The organism is Chloroflexota bacterium (assembly GCA_026706485.1).
Lineage (GTDB): Bacteria > Chloroflexota > UBA11872 > UBA11872 > UBA11872 > JAJECS01.
In genome coordinates this window covers 64,210-83,186 of sequence record JAPOYR010000003.1, presented here as the reverse complement: position 1 = coordinate 83,186, position 18,977 = coordinate 64,210, and the positions used below count along the sequence as shown (strand labels likewise).

14 protein-coding genes are annotated in these 18,977 nt (G+C 69.1%); 8 read left to right on the top strand and 6 right to left on the bottom strand.

Annotated elements, in window-relative coordinates:
• Positions 1-126: 126 nt before the first annotated feature.
• Positions 127-3,459 (bottom strand): DNA methyltransferase, encoded by a 3,333-nt coding sequence (locus OXG79_02415; GenBank protein MCY3782619.1) that lies wholly within the window; start codon positions 3,457-3,459, stop codon positions 127-129.
• 579 nt (positions 3,460-4,038) lie between these two features.
• Here OXG79_02415 and OXG79_02410 point away from each other — a divergent pair.
• The 6 genes from OXG79_02410 to OXG79_02385 all read left to right on the top strand — a co-directional run bounded on the left by OXG79_02410 (position 4,039) and on the right by OXG79_02385 (position 9,245).
• On the top strand, positions 4,039-4,998 hold the full coding sequence (locus tag OXG79_02410) for a GDP-mannose 4,6-dehydratase (protein ID MCY3782618.1): 960 nt from the start codon (positions 4,039-4,041) through the stop codon (positions 4,996-4,998).
• Positions 4,890-5,921: a GDP-mannose 4,6-dehydratase gene (locus OXG79_02405; GenBank protein ID MCY3782617.1), complete on the top strand. Its 1,032-nt coding sequence runs from the start codon at positions 4,890-4,892 to the stop codon at positions 5,919-5,921. The genes OXG79_02410 and OXG79_02405 overlap by 109 nt, the downstream gene beginning before the upstream one ends.
• Before the next feature lie 105 nt (positions 5,922-6,026).
• The gene (locus OXG79_02400; protein ID MCY3782616.1) at positions 6,027-6,584 is read left to right on the top strand and encodes an RNA polymerase sigma factor; all 558 of its coding nucleotides are present in this window, start codon (positions 6,027-6,029) and stop codon (positions 6,582-6,584) included.
• Positions 6,581-8,581 carry a DUF5667 domain-containing protein gene (locus OXG79_02395; GenBank protein ID MCY3782615.1) on the top strand — a complete coding sequence of 667 codons (2,001 nt, stop codon included), beginning with the start codon at positions 6,581-6,583 and terminating at the stop codon, positions 8,579-8,581. Before OXG79_02400 ends, OXG79_02395 begins: the two co-directional genes overlap by 4 nt.
• A gap of 98 nt (positions 8,582-8,679) precedes the next feature.
• Positions 8,680-8,919: a type II toxin-antitoxin system ParD family antitoxin gene (locus OXG79_02390; GenBank protein ID MCY3782614.1), complete on the top strand. Its 240-nt coding sequence runs from the start codon at positions 8,680-8,682 to the stop codon at positions 8,917-8,919.
• Positions 8,916-9,245: a type II toxin-antitoxin system RelE/ParE family toxin gene (locus tag OXG79_02385; GenBank protein ID MCY3782613.1), complete on the top strand. Its 330-nt coding sequence runs from the start codon at positions 8,916-8,918 to the stop codon at positions 9,243-9,245. Before OXG79_02390 ends, OXG79_02385 begins: the two co-directional genes overlap by 4 nt.
• 20 nt (positions 9,246-9,265) lie before the next feature.
• Here the strand turns inward: OXG79_02385 and OXG79_02380 are convergent, their stop codons facing one another.
• From OXG79_02380 to OXG79_02370, 3 genes are read right to left on the bottom strand one after another with little or no spacing between them, the layout of a single operon-like run.
• Positions 9,266-9,616 (bottom strand): hypothetical protein, encoded by a 351-nt coding sequence (locus OXG79_02380; GenBank protein MCY3782612.1) that lies wholly within the window; start codon positions 9,614-9,616, stop codon positions 9,266-9,268.
• Between the two features lie 45 nt (positions 9,617-9,661).
• Entirely contained in the window at positions 9,662-13,909 is a 4,248-nt protein-coding gene (locus tag OXG79_02375) for a DUF2298 domain-containing protein (GenBank protein ID MCY3782611.1), read from the bottom strand.
• Positions 13,906-14,595 (bottom strand): biotin--[acetyl-CoA-carboxylase] ligase, encoded by a 690-nt coding sequence (locus OXG79_02370; GenBank protein ID MCY3782610.1) that lies wholly within the window; start codon positions 14,593-14,595, stop codon positions 13,906-13,908. Before OXG79_02370 ends, OXG79_02375 begins: the two co-directional genes overlap by 4 nt.
• A gap of 216 nt (positions 14,596-14,811) precedes the next feature.
• Between OXG79_02370 and OXG79_02365 the strand changes: the two genes are divergently transcribed.
• Positions 14,812-15,015 carry a hypothetical protein gene (locus tag OXG79_02365; protein ID MCY3782609.1) on the top strand — a complete coding sequence of 68 codons (204 nt, stop codon included), beginning with the start codon at positions 14,812-14,814 and terminating at the stop codon, positions 15,013-15,015.
• On the opposite strand, the gene OXG79_02360 is transcribed toward OXG79_02365, so the two are convergent.
• The gene (locus OXG79_02360; protein ID MCY3782608.1) at positions 14,999-15,460 is read right to left on the bottom strand and encodes an ImmA/IrrE family metallo-endopeptidase; all 462 of its coding nucleotides are present in this window, start codon (positions 15,458-15,460) and stop codon (positions 14,999-15,001) included. The genes OXG79_02365 and OXG79_02360 overlap by 17 nt on opposite strands.
• 290 nt (positions 15,461-15,750) lie before the next feature.
• On the opposite strand from OXG79_02360, the gene OXG79_02355 reads away from it, so the two are divergent.
• Positions 15,751-17,106, top strand: coding sequence for an FAD-binding protein (locus OXG79_02355; protein ID MCY3782607.1), 1,356 nt, complete (start codon positions 15,751-15,753; stop codon positions 17,104-17,106).
• 271 nt (positions 17,107-17,377) lie between these two features.
• Here OXG79_02355 and amt read toward each other — a convergent pair whose 3' ends face one another.
• Positions 17,378-18,829, bottom strand: coding sequence for an ammonium transporter (gene amt / locus OXG79_02350; GenBank protein MCY3782606.1), 1,452 nt, complete (start codon positions 18,827-18,829; stop codon positions 17,378-17,380).
• Between the last annotated feature and the right edge of the window lie 148 nt (positions 18,830-18,977).

Here is an 18,977-nt window from a genome sequence, read left to right as displayed (position 1 = left end):
CCACTAACTTACCCGTGCGAGAGGGTCGCTCTCGTGCAGGCACCTAAGTCTACTGGCATTGGCTCATCCCGGCACTAGACAGTTCCGGGAGCACTCTTGTCGCGACATGAGTTCGCGGCCACTGCCCTACTCCATGCCCGACTGGGCGTACTCGCTGCCGCGTGATGATTCGCGGTCGATCTTGGGCGCTTGGCGTTGCTGGTTGGATGGTTGAGGAAGCTCGTCGGCGGTGAAGGTGGGGCCGGCGGTGATGGCGTCGAGGAGGTCCGCGAGGGCTGGGTAGTGGTCCAGGGTAGCTTCGAGAGTCCAGAGAAGCTCGAGTAGCTCGTCGGTGAATTGGGCGGTCCAGAGGGTGGGGCGGATTGCGTCGAGAGGTGAGGACTGGTGTCCGGCGCCTTGGCGCATGCGGTAGCGGAGCCAGGAGCGAACGACCCTAAAGCCGGAGACGGAGAACTCCCAGACCCGCGGGTGGACCGGCTCGAAGCGGCCGGGGCCGACCATCAGGGTTTGCGTAGTAGCGTGGTATTCGAAGCCTCTGGGGTAGTCATCCAGGCTCTCGCCGACTGGATTCTCGCAGCGGGCGGTTCCTTGAGGGACTGTTCCATAGCCTCGGCCAGGGCCAGTGAATCGTTGACAATAGGTGTGCCGCCAGATGAGCTCGGCACCCAGCGTGGCGGCGCGCTGGAATAGCTCGGGATCCTTGGTGAGAGGCAATCGCGGGCCGGGGACGGTGAGCTCTTCGCTGAAGCGGTCCACGTAGGCAGGCGAGGCCAGCAGCGCGTAGGCGTAGGCGAATATCTCAGCGGCAGGGACTGTGCGTCCCAGCGCCTGGTCTAGCGTTTCCAGCAGCCCCGCCGTGACATTCGGCTCGGTGACGTCGGCATCGCGCCAGAAGGGAATTACGTCTTTGCCGCCGTACGAGCCACGAAAGTGATGCAAGTCTGGGACATGCGCGGACACGGTCGCCGCCGGGCCTGGCCCGAGCACTCCGGTGAGCAGACTGGTGAGATAGACCTGCCGGTCGCTTTGCGCGTACCAGAGCACTGGCCGGATGAAGTCGGCCGTGCGGCTGTCCGCGATCAGCCACTGCCGGTCGAACGAGCGGTAGGCATACGGTTCCACCGGTGGACATGGGGAATCGGAGTCGAGGTCTGCAAGCGCCTTGAGACTCTTGCGCGTACGAAAGTCGGCGTAGGTCTTGTCGATGCGCCGGTCTCGAGTCTCCCGAAAGGCGTGAGGCTGATCCGACGAGACCAGAATCGCATTCCAGCGTCGCTGTAAGGTCTCTGAATCCGGCGCGATGGGCCATGTCCGCTTGGCCTGCACGCCCGACTGCTGCCACGGAAACAGGTTGGAAAGCGTCGGCCAAGCGAAGTAGTTCCCGCTGCCTTGGGGCAGCAGCGGCTGTTGCCAACCGTCAAAGCACGGCTGCCATTCGAGATCATCAAAACCGTGCACCCGATCCAGCCGCGCTAGCTTCTGGTCAGCGGAGCCGCTCAGGCGTGCGTATCGGACCACTGCCGGCTGGTCGGGCTTTGGAATGCCGCGTCGTATCCCGACGGCGATGGCCACCGGGGTGCGGATGGCGAAGACGTTTTCGGTCTTGCGCGCGCCCAGCGAATCGCCTTCCAGGTCGAGGATCCAGAGCTCGTCGAAGGTGCGCCGCATGACTTCGCGCATCCCCACGAACCCCGGCCCACGCAAGTAGGAGGCGGCGGTGATGAATGAGACGATGCCGGGGCCTTGCGTGCTATCGAAGACTTTCCACAGCGCCCAGCGCCAGAAGTAGACATAGTCGTTGTAGAGGTTCTTGAGGTGCACGCTCGCGCCGGCGTGCCGAGCCGGATCAAGAAAGTCGTCCAGCAGCGGGCGCGCCGCTTCCTCGGCGTCGGCTAGACGAAAGCGCACCCAGCCACCCTTTTGCTGCGTTTCCTCGTCGCCGAGGTCAATCTGCTGCCGGTCGTAGGGTGGATTGCCCAGGCAGACCAGAATGGGAGTCTCGGCCTTGATCCGCCTGGCACGCTCGTGCTCGTCACCCAACGTGCGCAGCGAAAGCGGCATCAGGCCGGGCGTCGCGGCGTGGGGCGATTCGAGGGTATCGGTGAGATACACATGGGCGCCGTCGTTGGGCAGCGCGCCGCCATGGGCCTCGATGCGCTCCGACACGTGCAGATGGGCCACAGAGTATGGCCCGACCAACAGCTCGAAGGCGTGGACGTTGCGGGCCATCGCCGAGGCATGGCCGGGGACCGCGCCATTGCCCATTCGGTCAGCGACGGCGGTCAGGGCATGCTCAATCACTGCCAGGGGATAACTGCCGGTTCCGGCGGCAGGGTCCAGCGTGACCACGCCGTCGTCGGCGTACGTCAACTCCTTGCCGAAGCGCCGCCTCAGCAGTTCGCCCACCAAGCGAACCTGCGCCCGGACGACCTGGACCGGGGTGTAGTAGACGCCGCGGTCATTTCGCAGCTTGGGGTCGTACTCGGCCAGGAAGTCTTCGTAGAAGTAGAGCCAGGGATCGGCTCCGCCGCGGCGCAGCCGGTCGACGTCGACCGCGCCGATGACGCGCTCCAGCAGCTTGACGGAGGTCTCGGTCTCGTCTTGTGCCTGAGGATGGGCCAATGTACGCAGCACGTCTGCCAGCAGGGTATGGCCGCGCTCGCGGAGCGTGTCCTGCGCGATATTGGCGCCCGCGGTGTCGAGGCCGCCGAGCCGGGCAAGCAGCAGGGCATAGGTCAGCGTTTGGGCATATGCGTCGGCGAACTGGTTCGAGTCGGCGTTGGCGAAAAGGACCGATCGCCAGTCCCTCCGCAACTGAGAGATGGCTGAGTTCGAGTCCCTTAGCGCCTCCAGCACGTCGCGCCGCAGCAGGCGGGCTAGCGGGGCCAGGGTTTCGGCCAAACGCTTAGGCGTGGCGGGGGCGATTGGCTGCCAGCTGAAGAAGGTCTGCAGCAGGTCGCCGAGCTGCCGGGCGTCAGACAGTGCGACTGTGCTCGGACCATCGGTCGTCAGGTCCCCGCTGAGCCGTGCGCCGTCGATGCGCTTGCCGCTGTGGAACAACGTCCACTCGTGGCCGTCGGTATAGATGAGGTTGGGGAGGCTCTTGAATTTGTCCCACTGCCGGCCGTCTCGACCGGTATATCGGTTTGGATTGGCCCCGCGGCCGGGGGCTTTCAACTCGATGTGTCCGGTGAGACCGCTGACCCGACCAACGCCGAAGTCGGGCCGGCCGCGAACGGCGGCGACGCGGGACTCAGTCTTCACAACGACGTCGCGACTCCCGAGAGCCGTGGCCGCAGCCTCGACGAATGGTCGCAGGTGGGACTTGAGCTGGTCTTCCGCATCACCGGGAATTGGACTGGCAAAGGCGTCGGTGAGTCCGCGGGCCAGGTCTTGGAGGGCGCGATGCACATGATCGGCCTGCTGGTCGGTCACCAGTGCGAGCTTCAGCGAGGCCATGGGCTCAGGTGCGAGTCTCGTGCCGGATGCCGGCGCCTAGTGTGTCACGCGGGCGAAGCCTGGCTTGGCACGGCAAGAGATCGGCCGCTCGGATCATCCGGCACGCTGGTCCGCACAAGATCGCTTGATCGTCATTGCGGGCACAGAGTCGGACGCCTAACGAGGAACGGCCGGATCTCCGACAACTCGGCAACTAGCATTGACAGGAACAGGGTGTGTTCAGAAGATGTATTTGACCACCCTAGTCGGTTAGCTGGCTAGGTGCGGCGCGCCGTGCACGGTGCGCCGCGTTTCTTTTCTTGCAACCCAAAACTGTTGACTGTTGGTGGGTCGTCTTGCAATCGGGTGTCGGCATGGCGACCCGTCGTCCGGGATAGCCCGCCAGCGCCCTTGATTCGGCCGCAGGTGGGATAGGGCTGGATTCCGGCTCCCCGCCTGCGCTGGGACATGCTCTGCCGGAATGACGGAACAAGACTGGCCTGCGGTCGGCGCAATTTACGGCTCCGGCGCGCCATATACTCTGGCTTCCGTGAACGCACTCGCCACTGCCTGCCGTGCGTCGCTGGGCCTGACGCTCGCATGAGGGTGCTCATCACGGGCGCGGCCGGCATGTACGGCATCACCCTCACGCGCCGCCTGCTGGCCGACGATCCGCACGCCGATGTGATCGGCGTCGACGATTTCTCGCGCCAATATCCCGGCCCGGACCCGCTCACGGTCGAGGCGGCGGGTTGCGATCGGCTGACGGTCGTGGCGGGCGACTTCGCGGACCTATCCACCGAGCGCCTGGAGGACCTGGCGCCCGACGCCGTGGTGCACTACGCGGCCCGAATCTCGGTGCCGGAGTCCATGGACGACCCGGCCGGCTACTTCGCCGCCAACGAGCAGGGGACCTTTCGCTTCGCCCACGCCATTGCCGGCATGCGGCGGCCGCCGCTGCTGGTTTACGCCTCATCGCCCGAGGTCTACGGCGCGCCGGTGCGGGTGCCGATGGACGAGTGGCATCCGCTCCAGCCGCGGTCGGTTTACGCCGCGAGCAAGGTGGCCGGCGAGATGCACTGCCTGGCGATCCACCGCTGGTGGGGGCATCCGGTGGTGGTGATTCGCAACTTCAACACCTTTGGCCCGCATCAGAACCTCGTCGGCTATCCGGCCGTCATCCCCGCCTTCATCGTGCGCGCGTTGCGCGGTGAGCCGCTGCGGGTGGAGGGCGGCGGAACCCAGACGCGCGACTTCATGTACATCGACGACGCGGTCGACGCATATGCGCGCGTGCTTGCCGCCGGTCCGCGCCTGGCGGGCTCGGTGTTCAACATCGGCACCGGACAGGAAACCTCGATTCGCGACCTCGCCGAGTTGATCGTGAGCGCGACCGGCTCGACGAGCGCCGTGCAGGTGATGCCGGGGCGGCGCAGCGACCTGCCGGCGCTGTGCGCCGACACCGGCCGCATCGAGCGCGAGCTGGGCTGGCGCGCCGAGACGCCGCTGGCCACGGGCATCGCGCGCATGGCGGACTGGCTGCGGGAGGTCGACGCCTGAGCGCGCTCGTCACCGGCGGCGCCGGCTTCATCGGGCGGCACGTGGTGGCCGAGTTGCTACGGCGCGGGGAGCCGGTGCGTGTGCTCGACAACCTGTCGCGCAGCCGCGACGCGAGCTTGGATGACTTTGGAGGCGATCCGGCCTATTGCGGGCTGGTCCAGGCGGACGTCACCGACGCCGACGCCGTGAACACCGCGGCAGCAGACGTGGACGTGATCTATCACCTGGCCGCCGACGTCGCGGTCGGCGCGAGCGTGCGCGATCCGACCGGCGCCATGCGGACCAACGTGCTGGGCACGTTGGTCGTGGCCGAGGCCGCCCGCCGCCGGGACCTGCGCCTCGTCCTGGTGAGCACCTGTCACGTTTACGCCGCGGCCAACGAACCGCTCGTGGAAGACGCCGCGGCGATCCCCGCCTCTCCCTACGCCGCCTCCAAGCTGGCCGCCGAAGTCATCGCGCAGAGCTACGCGCGGACCTATGACCTGCGGCTGACCACCGTGCGCCCGTTCAACGTCTACGGACCCTGGCAGCGCGACGACGCGGAGGGCGGCGTGGTCGCGCGCTTCCTGAGCCGCAACCTGGCCGGAGCGTCGCTCGAGGTGCACGGCGACGGGGCGCAGACGCGCGACTTCGTCTACGTGAACGACTGCGCGCGTGGCATCGTCGACGCGGCGACGGAGTCCGCGGTCGGCCGCACGCTGAATCTTGCCTCCGGCGCCGAAACGTCGATCGCGGAGCTTGCGGCCCTGATCGCCGGCGATCCCAGGCGGGTCCGCCACGTGCCGCACCCGCATCCCGAGGCCGAGGTCGCCCGCTACATCGGCGACGCGGCGCTGGCCCGTCAGGCGCTTGGCTGGACGCCGCGCGTCGATCTGGCCGCGGGGCTGGCGCGGACGCGCGCCTGGTTCGCCGACCGTGCCTGAAGTGCGGCCGAGTCCGGCCCTATGATGGAATAGGCGGCCTCGCCGCCCCGCATAACGCTCCATCGAGCCACGCGTTACGACGCTGGCAGGACCGCCGCCCTGGACGTGGATACCGCATCGCCGGAAGAGCACCTCGAAGCGCTCATTGAGGCCTCCATGCGTCTCGACCGTGAGGCGTTTGGTGAGCTGTACCGCCTCTTCGCGCCCAAGATCCAGCGATTCATCGCCTATCAGACCCATGACCGCGTGTTGGCCGAGGACCTCACCAACCAGACGTTCATCCGAGCCATGGACGCGATCGCGCGCTACGAACACCGCTCGACCGGCGAGTTCACGGCTTGGCTCTATCGCATTGCGAAAAACGTGGTGGTCGACCACTGGCGCGCCGCGCGCGACACGGTGCCCCTCGAAGAGGGCCTGCTGGCCAACCCGTCCGACACGTTGGACTCGCAGTTCGACGCCATCTCGCGGCGGGAAGAGCTGCGCAAAGCCATGCGCCACCTCACCGACGATCAACGCGAGGTCATCACCTATCGATTTGCCCTAGGTCTGAGCCACGCCGAAATCGGCCGGCTGATGGGCCGTAACGAGCCCGCCGTGCGCGCGTTGCAATTTCGGGCGATAGCCACGCTGCGCAACGTTTTGCAAGGGGACTCGGCATGAGCCAGGAACTCCAGGCTGCTTTCGAAGAGAGCCTGGACCGCGTGCAGCGTGGCGAGGCTTCCCTCGACCAGGTGCTCCGCGACTACCCCGAAATGGCCGCGGACCTGCGCGAGCTTCTGGTGGTCGCGCTGGACCTGCAGGCCATGACGCCGCCGCCGATGACGCCGGCCGAGATGGCCCGTGGACTCGCTCTGATCGATCAAGAGCTGCAGCGGCGCGCCGCCGCACCGCCTCGGCCCATCGCCTCACTGTGGGATCGCCTGATCCCGCGCCTACCGCCCCTCGCGCCGGTGCGCCTGGCCGGCGTGGTGGCCGCGGTGGCGGTGGCTCTCGTGGCCTATGGCGGGGTCACGCTTGCCGCCGTCAACAGCGGTCCGGGCAGCGCGCTCTATGGATATCGCCTATCCCTCGAGGAGCTGCGCGTCGCTTTCGTGTCCGAGGATGAGCGCGCAACTCTCTACCTCGAGCACGCCGAGGCGCGGCTGCGCGAAATCGAGCAGACGGCGCCCGCCGGTGACCGAACCGCCGTCCAGCACGCCATTGATGCCTATCGGGACTCGCTGCGCAAGGGCGTGAGCGCGTTGAGCATCGCCAGCGCGGCTGCCGGTCCCGCCGACCGGGAGGACGCTGCGGCGGTCGTGGCTGACTTCAGGAGCCGGCTGCGCGACCATCAATCGCGGCTCCAGGGCCTGACCGAGGCCTTGGCGCCCGATGTCCGCGAGCCGATTGCCGTGGCCAGCCAGTCGGCTGACGAGGGACTCCTGGACGCACGCCGGGGACCCAACCTGGCGCTGCTGCCCACCGCGACTCCGGGGGTGGTGGCTGAGTCCGCCGAGCTGCCGACGCCGTCCCCGGCACCGGCGACGACGGCCGCTCCGGCTCCGCCGCCCCCAACGGCCGCGCCCTCGCCGTCGCCGGCGCCTACCACGCCGCCTGAGGCAACCGCAACGCCGCCGGCGCCTACGGCTACTCCAGACGCGGAGACGCCGTCGCCCGCGCCGACCGAATCGTCGCCGCCGTCGTCGGATCAGGTCGCCGTGGCCGAGCAGCAGGCGGTGCTGGTTGGGCGACTTGACGCGCAAGACGACGCCCGGCTCTTGGTTTCGGGGATCGCGGTGCGCCTCCCCGGCGCCGACGAGCCGGCCGCCCAGGTTGACCTGGCCATCGCGATTGGCGACTGGGTCCAGGTCGTGGCCGTCCTCGACAGCGACGGCCAGTTGCGATTGGTGAACTTGGGTCACGCGCCGACGCCGGAAGCCGCGCCGACGCCGGAGGCGACCGCCACGCCTGAACCCACGGAGACGGCGACGCCGGAGGCGACCGCCACGCCGGAGCCCACGGAGACCCCGGCGCCCACCGCGTCACCGACGCCGGAGACCACGCCTACGCCGGAGCCGACCGAGACGCCGACGCCGGAGACTACCCCGACGCTGGAAGCTACGCCGTCACCGGAGCCAACGGAAACCCCGGCACCGACCGAGTCACCGACCCCGGAGGCCACGCCTTCGCCGGAACCGACCGAGACCCCGGCTCCGACGGAGACGCCCACACCGGAAGCCACGGCGACGCCAGAACCAACCGTGTCTCCGACACCCGAGGCCACACCAGAGCCGACGGAGACTCCGGCCCCCAGCGAGACGCCAACGCCGGAACCCACCCCCACGCCCGAACCAACCGTCTCACCCGAGCCGACCCCGGACGACGACGACGGATCAGAGGTCGAGGTGGAACGCCTGGCAACGCTCCGCGGCATCGTCCAGAGCGTTGCGGAGAATGTCCTCCGGGTTGGCGGCGTGGAGTTCTGGATTCCGGACGACGCGGCGGATCTGGTGCCGGACGGCGTCGAGCCGGGCGCGGTCGTGCGGATTGCCTATCGCGTCGACGCGACCGATCCCGACGATCCGTTGCTGCTGGTGGTGACGGTCGAACTCATCGCGCCGGCGACGGAGGACGCGGCCGAGGCGGGCAGCGTCTCGCTGCCTCCGCCGGCCGGCTAGGGGTCCACCCGCCCCGGACGTGGCTTCAAGGCCGGAGGCTCGCCGGCTGCCGTCGGCTGAATCTTGCCAATTTTTGCCAATGGCCATAGTGTTGCCTTGTGAGCACGATGAATATCTCGCTTCCCCAGGCCCTCAAGTCCTTCGTGGACCGGCAGGTCAGGTCGCGCGGCTACAGCTCGTCGAGCGAATACGTCCGCGAATTGATCCGCAAAGACCACGATCTCCAGCGCCTGCACGACCTGCTACTCGAAGGCGCGGCGTCGCCGCCGGCGGTCACCGCCGATTCGGACTACTTCGGCCGGCTGCGCGATCGGGTGCGCGACGCCGGCGAGGGGTGACCAACAAGCCCGTTGTCCTTCGTGAGCGGGCGCGACGCGATGTGGACGAGGCTGTCGAGCATTTCCTGGCCGAGGCGCGGTCGGAAGTCGCGCTGGCCTTCATCGACGCGCTGGAGGAAGCCTTCCGCCGCATGGGGGAGTTTCCGGCAACCGGTTCGCCCCGCGATGCACGTGAGTTGGATATCCCCGGCCTGCGTTCGTGGGTCGTGGGTGGACTTCCCTTTCTCGTCTTCTACGTTGAGCGAGAGGCGGACATCGACGTTTGGAGGGTCCTGCACGCGGCGCGCGACGTTCCGGCGTGGCTGCGGGAGCCGCTCGAGGGCTGATCACGGGCGGCGCAGCCGGCCTAGCCGATCCACCCCAGGGCACCGACCGCAACGGCGATCAAGAAGCCCAATCCCAAGCCGAGCACGCCGACGCCCGCGATGCGCACGGTCGTTCGCCATCCCACCTCGCGCTCGATGCGGGCCATGCGCGTGCTCATGGCCTCGAAGTGCGCCTCGTACTCCGCCAGACGCGTTTGCAGCTGCGAGAGGGCCATCGCGTTGAGCCGCGGCAGCTCCGCGGCCTCCCGGTCACCGGCGGTCCCCGGCTCGGTCCCGGACGCCATGCGCTGGGGCAGCTGCTCGATGACGTTGGCCAGCACCCGCTGCGTGATCTGCTGCAGCACGGCGCGGGTTAGAAACGATGCGGCCATGAGGTCTCCTTGGCGTCGGGTCGAATTCTAGCCGCTGCGGAGCACCTATCCCCGCGGTCCGGTCACGGGGCGCTCGGGCACCGGCCTCACGCGATAGATCGTGACGCCGTCGTCGGCATAGATCGGCGTCACGCCCAGGTCGCCCATGGCGTCGAATTTGCTCAGAGCCGGACCGTCGTGATGCGCGCGCTCCAGCGGCCCGACGTAGATCAGGTCCACGCCATACCGATCCAGCAGCGCGCGCGCGCGGAACGGACTGTGCGTCTCGAACAGCTCCTGCACGTCGTCGATGCGCGCGTCCACCGCGTGCACGTAGCCCCAGTGCTGCTGCCGCGCATGCCAATCCCACCCGACAACCGTGGGAAGGCCGGTGTAGACGGACGCGCGACCGCCCCAGCGATAGATCGTGGTTGGGGCTTCCACGATGGTCGGCGCGCCCGTTACGTTTTCTCGCAGCCACGTCAGTGCACGAGAGTCGGGCGTCAGGCTCACGGGCTTGCCCTCGTCCAGGATCTCGCCGCCGTCCATGAAGGCCTCGCCGTCCAGCGTGGCGGGCAGCGGCTGGATGCGGAGATTCAGCTTGTGCGGGGTCGCGGCCGCCGGGTAGATCAGGGCCACCGCAAGGAGGCCGGCGAGCACGACGGCCCAGCCCGCGCGAAACGGCAGGGTCAATGGCGATTGCCCCCGCCAAAGCGCCTCCGCAACCTGCGGCAGCGCGATCGCCGCTCCAAGCCCGGCCAGCACCCAGGCTTGCAGGTGCGACTTGAAGACCGTGTTGAGCCGGCCGATGTCGTCCCGCACGGCCACCACTTCCGGAATCGCCGTCAGTAGCACCGCCGCGCCGAACAGGGCCAATGGAACGAGGACGTGCGGCCGGTCGCGCACGCGCCAGGCCGCCAAGCCGACCGTTCCCACGAGACCCGCGAGCAACAGACGCGCGGACCATGGTTCCGCCCCCCAGACCAGCGCAGCCGCCAACGCGCCAACCGCCAGCAGGGCCGGGACGGCGGCGGCCACGGTGGGAACGCCGCGACCACTCCTGCGACGACGACCGGCCAACGCCGGCGTGACCGTCCGCGCCGCCAGGGTGAGCACGACGGCGGTCGGCAGCCCAAAGATGAGCAGCCACTGAACCGCCGACGTGGTTTGCGGGGTGGGAATCACGCCCCCGTAGAACTCGACGTAGTGCCGGTGGAACGGCAGGAACAGCAGCTGGCTCGCGGCCACGAGTCCCGCACCGGCCCCCGCCGTCAGCGCGATGACGGTTCGCCCGCCCAATTCGCCCGCGCGCCAGAGTCCGTAGGCCAGCGTGGCCAGCGTCACGACCAGATAGGTCGGAAAGTCCCACGGGTTGGTGACCCGGTGCAGCCCCAGCACGAGCGCCTGAAACGCCAGAACGGCTGCCCATGAGGACCAGCGAACGGTCCCGCCCGTCCGCCGGTGCTCGCCCAGCGCCACCAGGGCCAGCGCGCCCAAGAGCGCCGTGGCCGTTGCCGCCAGGTTCATCAGATGCGGGTGAAGATCGCCGTAGGTAAACGTGAACCACGGAAACTCGTTGACGGTGTCCGGAATAACCCGCGTGGGCGCCCAGAGGTCGTAGTCGGCCGCCAGATCGCCGCCGATGGCGGCCGGAATCTGCGCCAGAACGCTCCACCCGGACGTCGGGTCGGCGGCGTGGTTGCGTGCGACTTCCACGAGCTGCACGGCCGACTGCAAGTTGCCGGCCACGACCACCAACAGCGCCGCCGCGACGCCTACGGCCACGGCCCGCCAGCCCGGTCGCCGCAGCAAGGTCCACACGCCGTGACCCACGGCAAACACTCCGGCAACCATGGCCGCCGCATAGCCGGCCAGCGCCAGGTTGTAGGCCGTACCCGGCGGCACGCCCAGGACCTTGCTCAGCGCGGCCGTCGGCACGTGGCCGAAGTAGTAGTAGTTCAGATGGCCCCCGGCGTACCACGGGTCGTGCGGCGGGAACGTCGGTGTCCGGATGATGGCGTTGAGATGGGCGTAGTCCATGGGTTTCTCGCCGCCGAACACGGGGTGCCACAGATCGGGATTAGCCGCGCGCAGCGCCAGAAATCCGGCCCACGCGACGAGGAAGACGCCTTCGACGATGAGCGCGGTGCGTAGACGCGGAAGCAGCGCCGACCACGGCCTTCCGCCGCGAGACCACGCCGCGGCGGAGACCAGCACCAGCGCCCCGGCGCCGCCGACGATGCTCGGCGCGTCGAAGCGCGCCAGCCCCACGCTGGCCAGCCACCAGGCGGGCAGCACCGCCAGGGCCGGCGCCAGCACGCGCGCGGCGGCGTAGCCGGCATCGGGCAGCATCCCCAGCGCCCGCGCCAGCAGCGGCCAAAGCGCCAGCGTGAGTGCCAGGCCCGCGCCGTACCAGGCCAGCACCGCGGCCCAGCCCTCGAGCGGACGTGTGCGATAGACGTCGGGCCAACCGGCGTCGCGCTGCACCGCAGCGGCGGCCTCCGGAGTGAAAAGGATTGGGGCCGACTGCGAATCCTTGGGCAGCACCGCAACGGCCCCGCGCTCGTCGACCTCCGCCAGGCTCGCCGCCACCCGTGCGGCGACGTTGGGCGCGTCGCGGAGGAACACCGAGACGCGCGGGTGGTCGTAGACCGTGAACGCCTCTTCGGCGCTCGCATCGTCGATCGGCCACGGACCGAGCGATGGCCGCGACTCGAACTGCGCGGCCAGCCGGAACCCCAGCGTCCCGTCCCAGAGAGCGTCGTAGTAGCGGCCTGCCAGCGGATATCGCTGCGGCATGCGGGGAATCGTGGCCGCCCCGCGGTCGCTGGAGAGCACCACCACGTCGGAGGCGTCGAGCGCTCGAATCAGGTGGCCCCGCTTGTCGACGTTCTCTCGGTCAAAGACGCGCAGCTGGCTGAAGGCGTAGCGGTCGTGGGGCAGCCCGGGGAGCCCCAGCGGGAGCTGATCGTCCCAGTGCTCGGTGAGCACGTGGGCGCCGGGGGGCACGTTGGCGTGGATCCAGGCGGACGCTTCCACGCGCGGATGCTCGCGCGCGTAGACCTGCATGAAGGCGGCCGCCCACGCGGCCGTGGCGGCAACCATGAGACCTCCGCCGACCACGATGGCGGGGGACGCGAATCTGGTGGGAATGTGTGGGATGCGGTCGCGACGGCGCCACAGCTCGGCCAGCACCCACGCCGCCACCAGGGCGAGCACGGGGTAGAGCGGGTGGAAATAGCGCATGGTCTTGAGCACCAGGGCCCCGCCGTAGCCAAACGTCAGCGCCGCCCAGGCCAGGGGCAGGGCCAGGGGGTGACGGCGGCCGCGCCACAGCATCACCGCGGACGCGCCGATGCCGATGAGGGCGGCGACGCCGAACGCCGGCCCCACGCCCCAGCGCACGATTTGCTTCAGCGGGTACAGGTAGGGAGCGGTGCCGGCCCATTGCACGCCGGGCGGCCAGTCGTAGGTCCCGGTTTGAATCGCCTGCTGCTGGGACACGGCGTCGAGGAACGGCTCGCCCAGCCGCCAGTCCAGCGGCGACGCGGACGCGAAGGCGTAGGGCTGGGCGACCCGAAACGCGAGCGCCGCCGCGACGGCGACCAGGACGCCTCGGCCGATCCAGGCCGCCGCGGCGGTCCGACCCGACCGCAAGTGCCGGCCCCGCCAGCCCCGCACCCCCCACCATGCCGCTACCAGGACCAGCAGCAGCCCGGCGCTCAGCTTGCTCGCCAGGGCCAGCCCGATGGCCAGCCCAAGCAAGCCGAGATCCAGCCAGCGCGGCTTGTCGGCCGCGCGCACGAGCAGCCACAGCGCAGCGGTGCTGAAGAAGGTCGCAAACGTGTCGACTGTGAAGAAGTGCGAGAGCTGGATGGCATGCACCGCCAGTGCCATCAGCAGGGCTGCCAGCAGCCCCGGCCAGGCCCCCAGCAGGCGCCGTCCCAGCAGATAGACCAACACCACCGTGCCGGTGTCCACAATGGCCGACGCCGCGCGTCCCACCAGGTAGGCCTGGTCGTAACCCTGCATGCCCAGCAGCCGGCTCAGCCAGTCGACCAGGAAGACGGGCAGCGTGCCGTAGACGAAAAAGCCGATCCCTTGATTGAACGGGCTGTAGGGCGATGCGGCGGGGTCGAAATACATCGCCAGGTCGGTCGGCGGGTGGATCTGGGTGAGCACAATGCTCAGAAAGCGCTCGTCGGGGTGCAGGTGGTGACCCTGATCCCAGTCCAGGCCAAACAGCCGCAGGCCGAGCGCCAGGCCGGTCACCGCCGCCAGCGCGAGCCAATGCAGCGCGCGCACGTGGTTCATCCGGTCCGATCCAGGCGCAGGGACACGTCTCCGGTCGTGATCACGCGGCGCGATCCGTCGCCCAGCGCCAGATGCAGACTGCCGTCGGCCGGCAGCGCCTCGACGCGGCCATAGACGTGGCCGTCCGGCCCGCTCACGAATACCCGCTCGCCCAGGACGACCGACAGCTCATTCCAGGGCTGCTGCAGCGCCTGTCGCGAGGTCGCGTCGGCCACCAACGCGCCCACGATTGCCGCCGCCAGCTCGATCAGCAGCGCCGACAGGTCCAGCGCGCCGCCGCGGATCTCCGCCAGGCAGGCCGTTGGAGTATCGTTCGCCACTCCCGGAGAGCTGTTGACGTTGAGTCCCACGCCCACGAGCGACCACGGTCCATGGGCCTCGGCCAGCACGCCGCCGACTTTGCGTCCGCCATGCACCAGGTCATTGGGCCACTTGATGCCGAGCGCGATGCCCGCGTGGGCCTCGATCGCACGCGCTGCCCCAAGGGCCGCGGCCATGGTGGGCCAGGCGGCCGGAGCGTCGGGCGGAGCCTGAATGGCCAGCGTGAACGCCAGCCCGCCCGGCGCGAGCAGCCAGCGTCGGCCGCGGCGACCGCGGCCGCTGGACTGGCGGCGGGTGACGACCAGCACCGGCCCACCGGGCCCTTCACGCACGGCCTCCCGCGCTACGTCCTGCGTGGAGTCCACCACCTCATGACACCGCACATCGACATCGTGGCCGCGCCGCCGGAGCTCGGCGGAAACGTGCGCCGCATTCAGGACAGACCGGTCGTCCGGCCCGGTTGAGGAGTCGGATGCATGGTCTTGGGGCACTGGCGGACTTTCTGCAAAGAGCGTTACAAAGTATGCTCCGGTCCGATTTGTAGAATCCTTGAAGCCGACAAAGATTTGGGGGGAACGCCAGTGGCGTACAGCGTAGTGAGCCAGAAATCGGGCAAGACGTACTACCTACACTCGCGGAACGTAACGCTGCGGGGCGGTCGCGAGCAGACCATCTATTTCTTCGCGCAGACCGAAAAGGACGGCGTGTTGGACGCGCTGCCCGCGGGCTACGAAGTCTCGGAGAATCCGCGCACCGGCCTGCCGCTGCTCAAGAAGGCGTCCTAGCCGCACCGAGTTCACGGAGACGCCGCCGCAGGACGGCCGGAGGCACGACCAGCCGAGCCGCCACGTCGTCGATGCCTCCGCGCGCACTCAGCGCGTAGCGCGTGACGAGGACGTCCGGCAACAGCAGTTCCATGGCGAATCGGTCGGCTTCCCACTCCGTCCGCCGGCTGGCGGACCGAGGATGAGGAACGCCGGCCGGTCCCTGGTGCAGGGTCAGGTGGCCGAGTTCGTGCGCCACGCTGACGTTTCTCCAGGCGGGAAGGACGTGCGCGCCCAAGAGCAACAGCGGCAAACGCGCGCGCCGCGGCACCAGGGCGGCCTCGAGTCCGGCGGGCAGCGGCAGCGTGATCGGCCGCACCAGTTGACGCTGGGCGGCGTAGTCTGCCACGTCCACGATTGGGGCCCAGCCCGACCCGCCGGGCATGAAGCGGAGCCGCGCGGCCATCTGGCTGATTCGCCGGCGGGAAATCCCATGGGTGTGCACGGCAATACCGTACAAAAGACGAACATTGTCGTCTACCAGCCGGATGCTCGGTCGCGCGTTCGAGTCCCGTGGATTCCGACTCACCGATGTCATTTGAGCACCGCTAGCTGTCATTCCGAGCGCAGCGAGGAATCCAAGGGGCGCGGAGCCTGCACCAACGTCCTGAGATTCCTCACGTTCGTTCGGAGTGACACGGAGGTGGCGGCGGGACGGATAGCTTGCTGTCAGGACTCCGATCGCGGCGGCAGCCCGTGACCCTGGCCGACCGCGCCCGCGCCGTCGTTGGCGCCGCCAATGTCGTTGACGACCCCGATGCCCTGTGGACCTATGCCTACGACGCCACGATGGGCTATCGCGGAGAGCCGGCCGTGGTCGCGTTCCCCAACAGCGAGGCGGAGATCCGGCAGCTCGTTCGCGCGGCGGCTGCCGCCGACGTTCCTTGCCTGGCGCGCGGCGGCGCCACCAGCCTCGCCGCCTCCGCCGTGCCGCCGCCGCAATCCCTGGTCATTGACACCAATCGCATGCAGGACATCGAACGATTCGATGCGAATGGTCGCTTGGCAGTGGTTCAGCCCGGCGTGGTCACTCATGCCTTTCGCGATTTCGTGGCGGCGCACGGCCTCTGCTATCCACCCGACCCATCCTCCGAGGCCGGGTCCACGCTCGGCGGCAACGTGGCCACCAACGCCGGCGGCGCCAGCGCGTTCAAATACGGGGTCACGCGGGACTTCGTCACGCGCCTGCGCGCCGTCACGGCCCAAGGCGAGGTGATCGAGGCCGCCCGCCCGGCCGATGGCCCGGTGGTCGACGCGCTGATCGGCTCGGAAGGCACGCTCGGCATCGTGACCCAGATCGAGGTGCGCCTCATCGAGCCGCCGGCGGCACGGGCGGTGCGCGCGGCGGCCTTCGAGTCGCCCACGGACGCGCTGGCCGTCGTGCCGGCATTGCTGGAATCCGGCCTCGTGCCGGCCAAGCTCGAGTTTCTGGACGCACGGACGATTCAGGCCATCGAGCGGGCGCGACCCCGCGGTCTTCCCGAAGACGCGGGCGCCGTGCTGCTGGTTGAGCTGGACGGCGAGCCCGAGGCGGTGCGGGCGGACGAGCGACTGCTTCTCGAGGTCTTGGCCCGGCAGGGCGCGGAGGTGGACGTGGTCGGCGCCGCCGTCGCCGAGCGCTGGTGGGCGGCGCGGCGCGGACTCACGGCCTCGCTGAGCCGCATCCGGCCCGCCAAGATCGGCGAGGACATCTGCGTGCCCCGTCGCGCGTTGGCCGACACCTACGCGCGCATCCGCGGCGAAGCCGACCGCCGTGGCGTCCCCGTTGCCATCTTTGGCCACGCCGCCGACGGCACGCTTCATCCCAACATGCTGTACGACCCAAAAAACCCTGCCGAGCGCGAGGCCGCCGCCGCCATGCTTGGGGTCATTGCCGACGTGGGGCTGGCCGCCGGCGGCGTGCTGTCGGGCGAGCACGGGCTCGGCCGGGTCAAGCGTGGGTTCACGGCCCAGGCCATGACCCCGCCCACGCTTGATGCCATGCGCGCGCTCAAGCGGGCATTCGATCCCGATCAGCGTCTCAATCCCGGCGCCATGTGGCCGGCGGAATAGCCGTCGGTCGCGTCACCGGTCGCCATCCCCGCAAAGAGAGACCTCGGCAACATCCGGCCGGGCTTGGGGATGACCGGGCGCATCCTGTCCGCCCCCAGGTTCAATGAAGGGTGGATTCCCGCCTTCGCGGGATTGACGAAGGGTACGCAAAGGTCTCCAGAGGCGGGCGTCTTGGCGCGATTCAGCCTGGCCGGATACCGCGCATTTCTCCCGACGCGAAGGGGCGGACCCCGGAGGGCCCGCCCCTTTCCCGTCGACTGACGATCCGCGACTAGGTCGCTGGCTCTGGCGCCGGTTCCGCCTCGGGCTCGGCGTCGTCGTGCGTATACGTCGACTCGCCGTGCTCCGGCAGGTCCAGGCCGCTCAGCTCCTCCTCGCGTGAGGCGCGCAGGCCAACCGTCCGCTTGAGAACGTTGAACAGCAGCAGACCGGTCGTCAGCGCCCAGGCGACGGCCACGACGGCCGCAATGAGTTGGGCCACGAACTGCGAGCCGTTGCCGGCGATGAACCCGCTCACGCCGCCGTAGGTCCCATCGGCGAAGACGCCCACGGCCAGCAGGCCCCAGACGCCCGCGGTGCCGTGCACCGAGGATGCGCCCACCGGGTCGTCGATCTTCAGCCGGTGCTCGACGACGTGGACGCTCACCAGCATCAGCACCGCCGCGACGGCGCCGATGATCACCGCGGCCCAGGGCGCCACGAAGGCGCAGGGCGCCGTGATGCCCACCAGCCCGGCCAGGGCGCCGTTGCTGGTGCTGGCCGCGCTGATGCGACCCGTGCGCACTAGACCGAGGTAGGCAGCCGTAACCGCGCCGGTGGCTCCGGCCAGGAAGGTGTTGGTGATGATGACCGCGATGCGCAGGTCATTCCCCGCCACCGTGCTCCCGCCGTTGAAGCCGAACCAGCCGAAGAACAGCACGAACATCCCAATCACCACATAGACCATGTTGTGGCCCGGAATGCTGCGCACTTCGCCGTTGGGCCCGTATTTGCCCAGCCGCGCGCCCACGGTGGCCGCGCCGGCCAGGGCCAGAACCCCGCCGATGGTGTGCACCACGCCCGATCCGGCGAAGTCCACCGCGGCGGCGCCGACCCACGATTCGAGCTGCTCGCCGCCGAGCCAGCCGCCGCCCCACATCCAGTGACCGTAGATGGGGTAGACCAGGGCCGTGACGAGGAAGCCGTAGGCCAGGTAGGCCGTCACCTTGGTGCGCTCGGCCACCGCACCGGCCACGATCGTGGCCGTGGTGGCGGCGAAGACCATCTGGAAGAACCAGAAGCTGGTCGTCTGCACGTCATAGGCGTCACGTACCAGAAAGAACCCGGAAAAGCCGATGAAGGCGTTGCCTTCGGCCATTCCCGGCAGACCCGAGCCGCCGAACATGAAGGCGTAGCCGAAGGCCCAGAACGAGAGTCCGGCCGCGGCGAAGTCCAGGATGTTCTTCGTCAGGTAGTTGACGGTGTTCTTCGCGCGGATGAGGCCGGCGCCGAGCAGCGCAAACCCGGCCTGCATGAAGAACACCAACGCGCCGGAGGTCAGCGTCCAGACGAAGTTGACGCCTGCGTCGTGGTCGGCCGCAAGGGTGGCGTCCCCGGCGGGATCGCCGGCGGCCAGGACGACGCCGCGAACAATGAGAAACGCCGCCAGCGCCATGGCAAGGGCGGCGAGGATACGGAAGGTCGCGACCCAGCGGGGCTGGCCGCGCGACCAGAGCAATGTCATAGGGCAAACGCTCCTGTGAAAGTAAACGACGCTTCCGACCCAGCGCCGATGCTCGGGTCACAGGCCATTGCCGCGCAGACAATGGGGGAGCACCAGCCGCGGCTGCTCATGGGGGCTCCCACAGGTTCGCGGGGGAATCGTCGTCGGC

What these genes read in the sequence shown, in the direction of transcription:
- OXG79_02415 (MCY3782619.1), bottom strand. Translation starts at nt 3,459, where the DNA reads ATGGCCTCGCTGAAGCTCGCACTGGTGACCGACCAGCAGGCCGATCAT.
- OXG79_02410 (MCY3782618.1), top strand. Translation starts at nt 4,039, where the DNA reads ATGAGGGTGCTCATCACGGGCGCGGCCGGCATGTACGGCATCACCCTC.
- OXG79_02395 (MCY3782615.1), top strand. Translation starts at nt 6,581, where the DNA reads ATGAGCCAGGAACTCCAGGCTGCTTTCGAAGAGAGCCTGGACCGCGTG.
- OXG79_02380 (MCY3782612.1), bottom strand. Translation starts at nt 9,616, where the DNA reads ATGGCCGCATCGTTTCTAACCCGCGCCGTGCTGCAGCAGATCACGCAG.
- OXG79_02375 (MCY3782611.1), bottom strand. Translation starts at nt 13,909, where the DNA reads ATGAACCACGTGCGCGCGCTGCATTGGCTCGCGCTGGCGGCGGTGACC.
- OXG79_02360 (MCY3782608.1), bottom strand. Translation starts at nt 15,460, where the DNA reads ATGGCCGCGCGGCTCCGCTTCATGCCCGGCGGGTCGGGCTGGGCCCCA.
- amt (MCY3782606.1), bottom strand. Translation starts at nt 18,829, where the DNA reads ATGACATTGCTCTGGTCGCGCGGCCAGCCCCGCTGGGTCGCGACCTTC.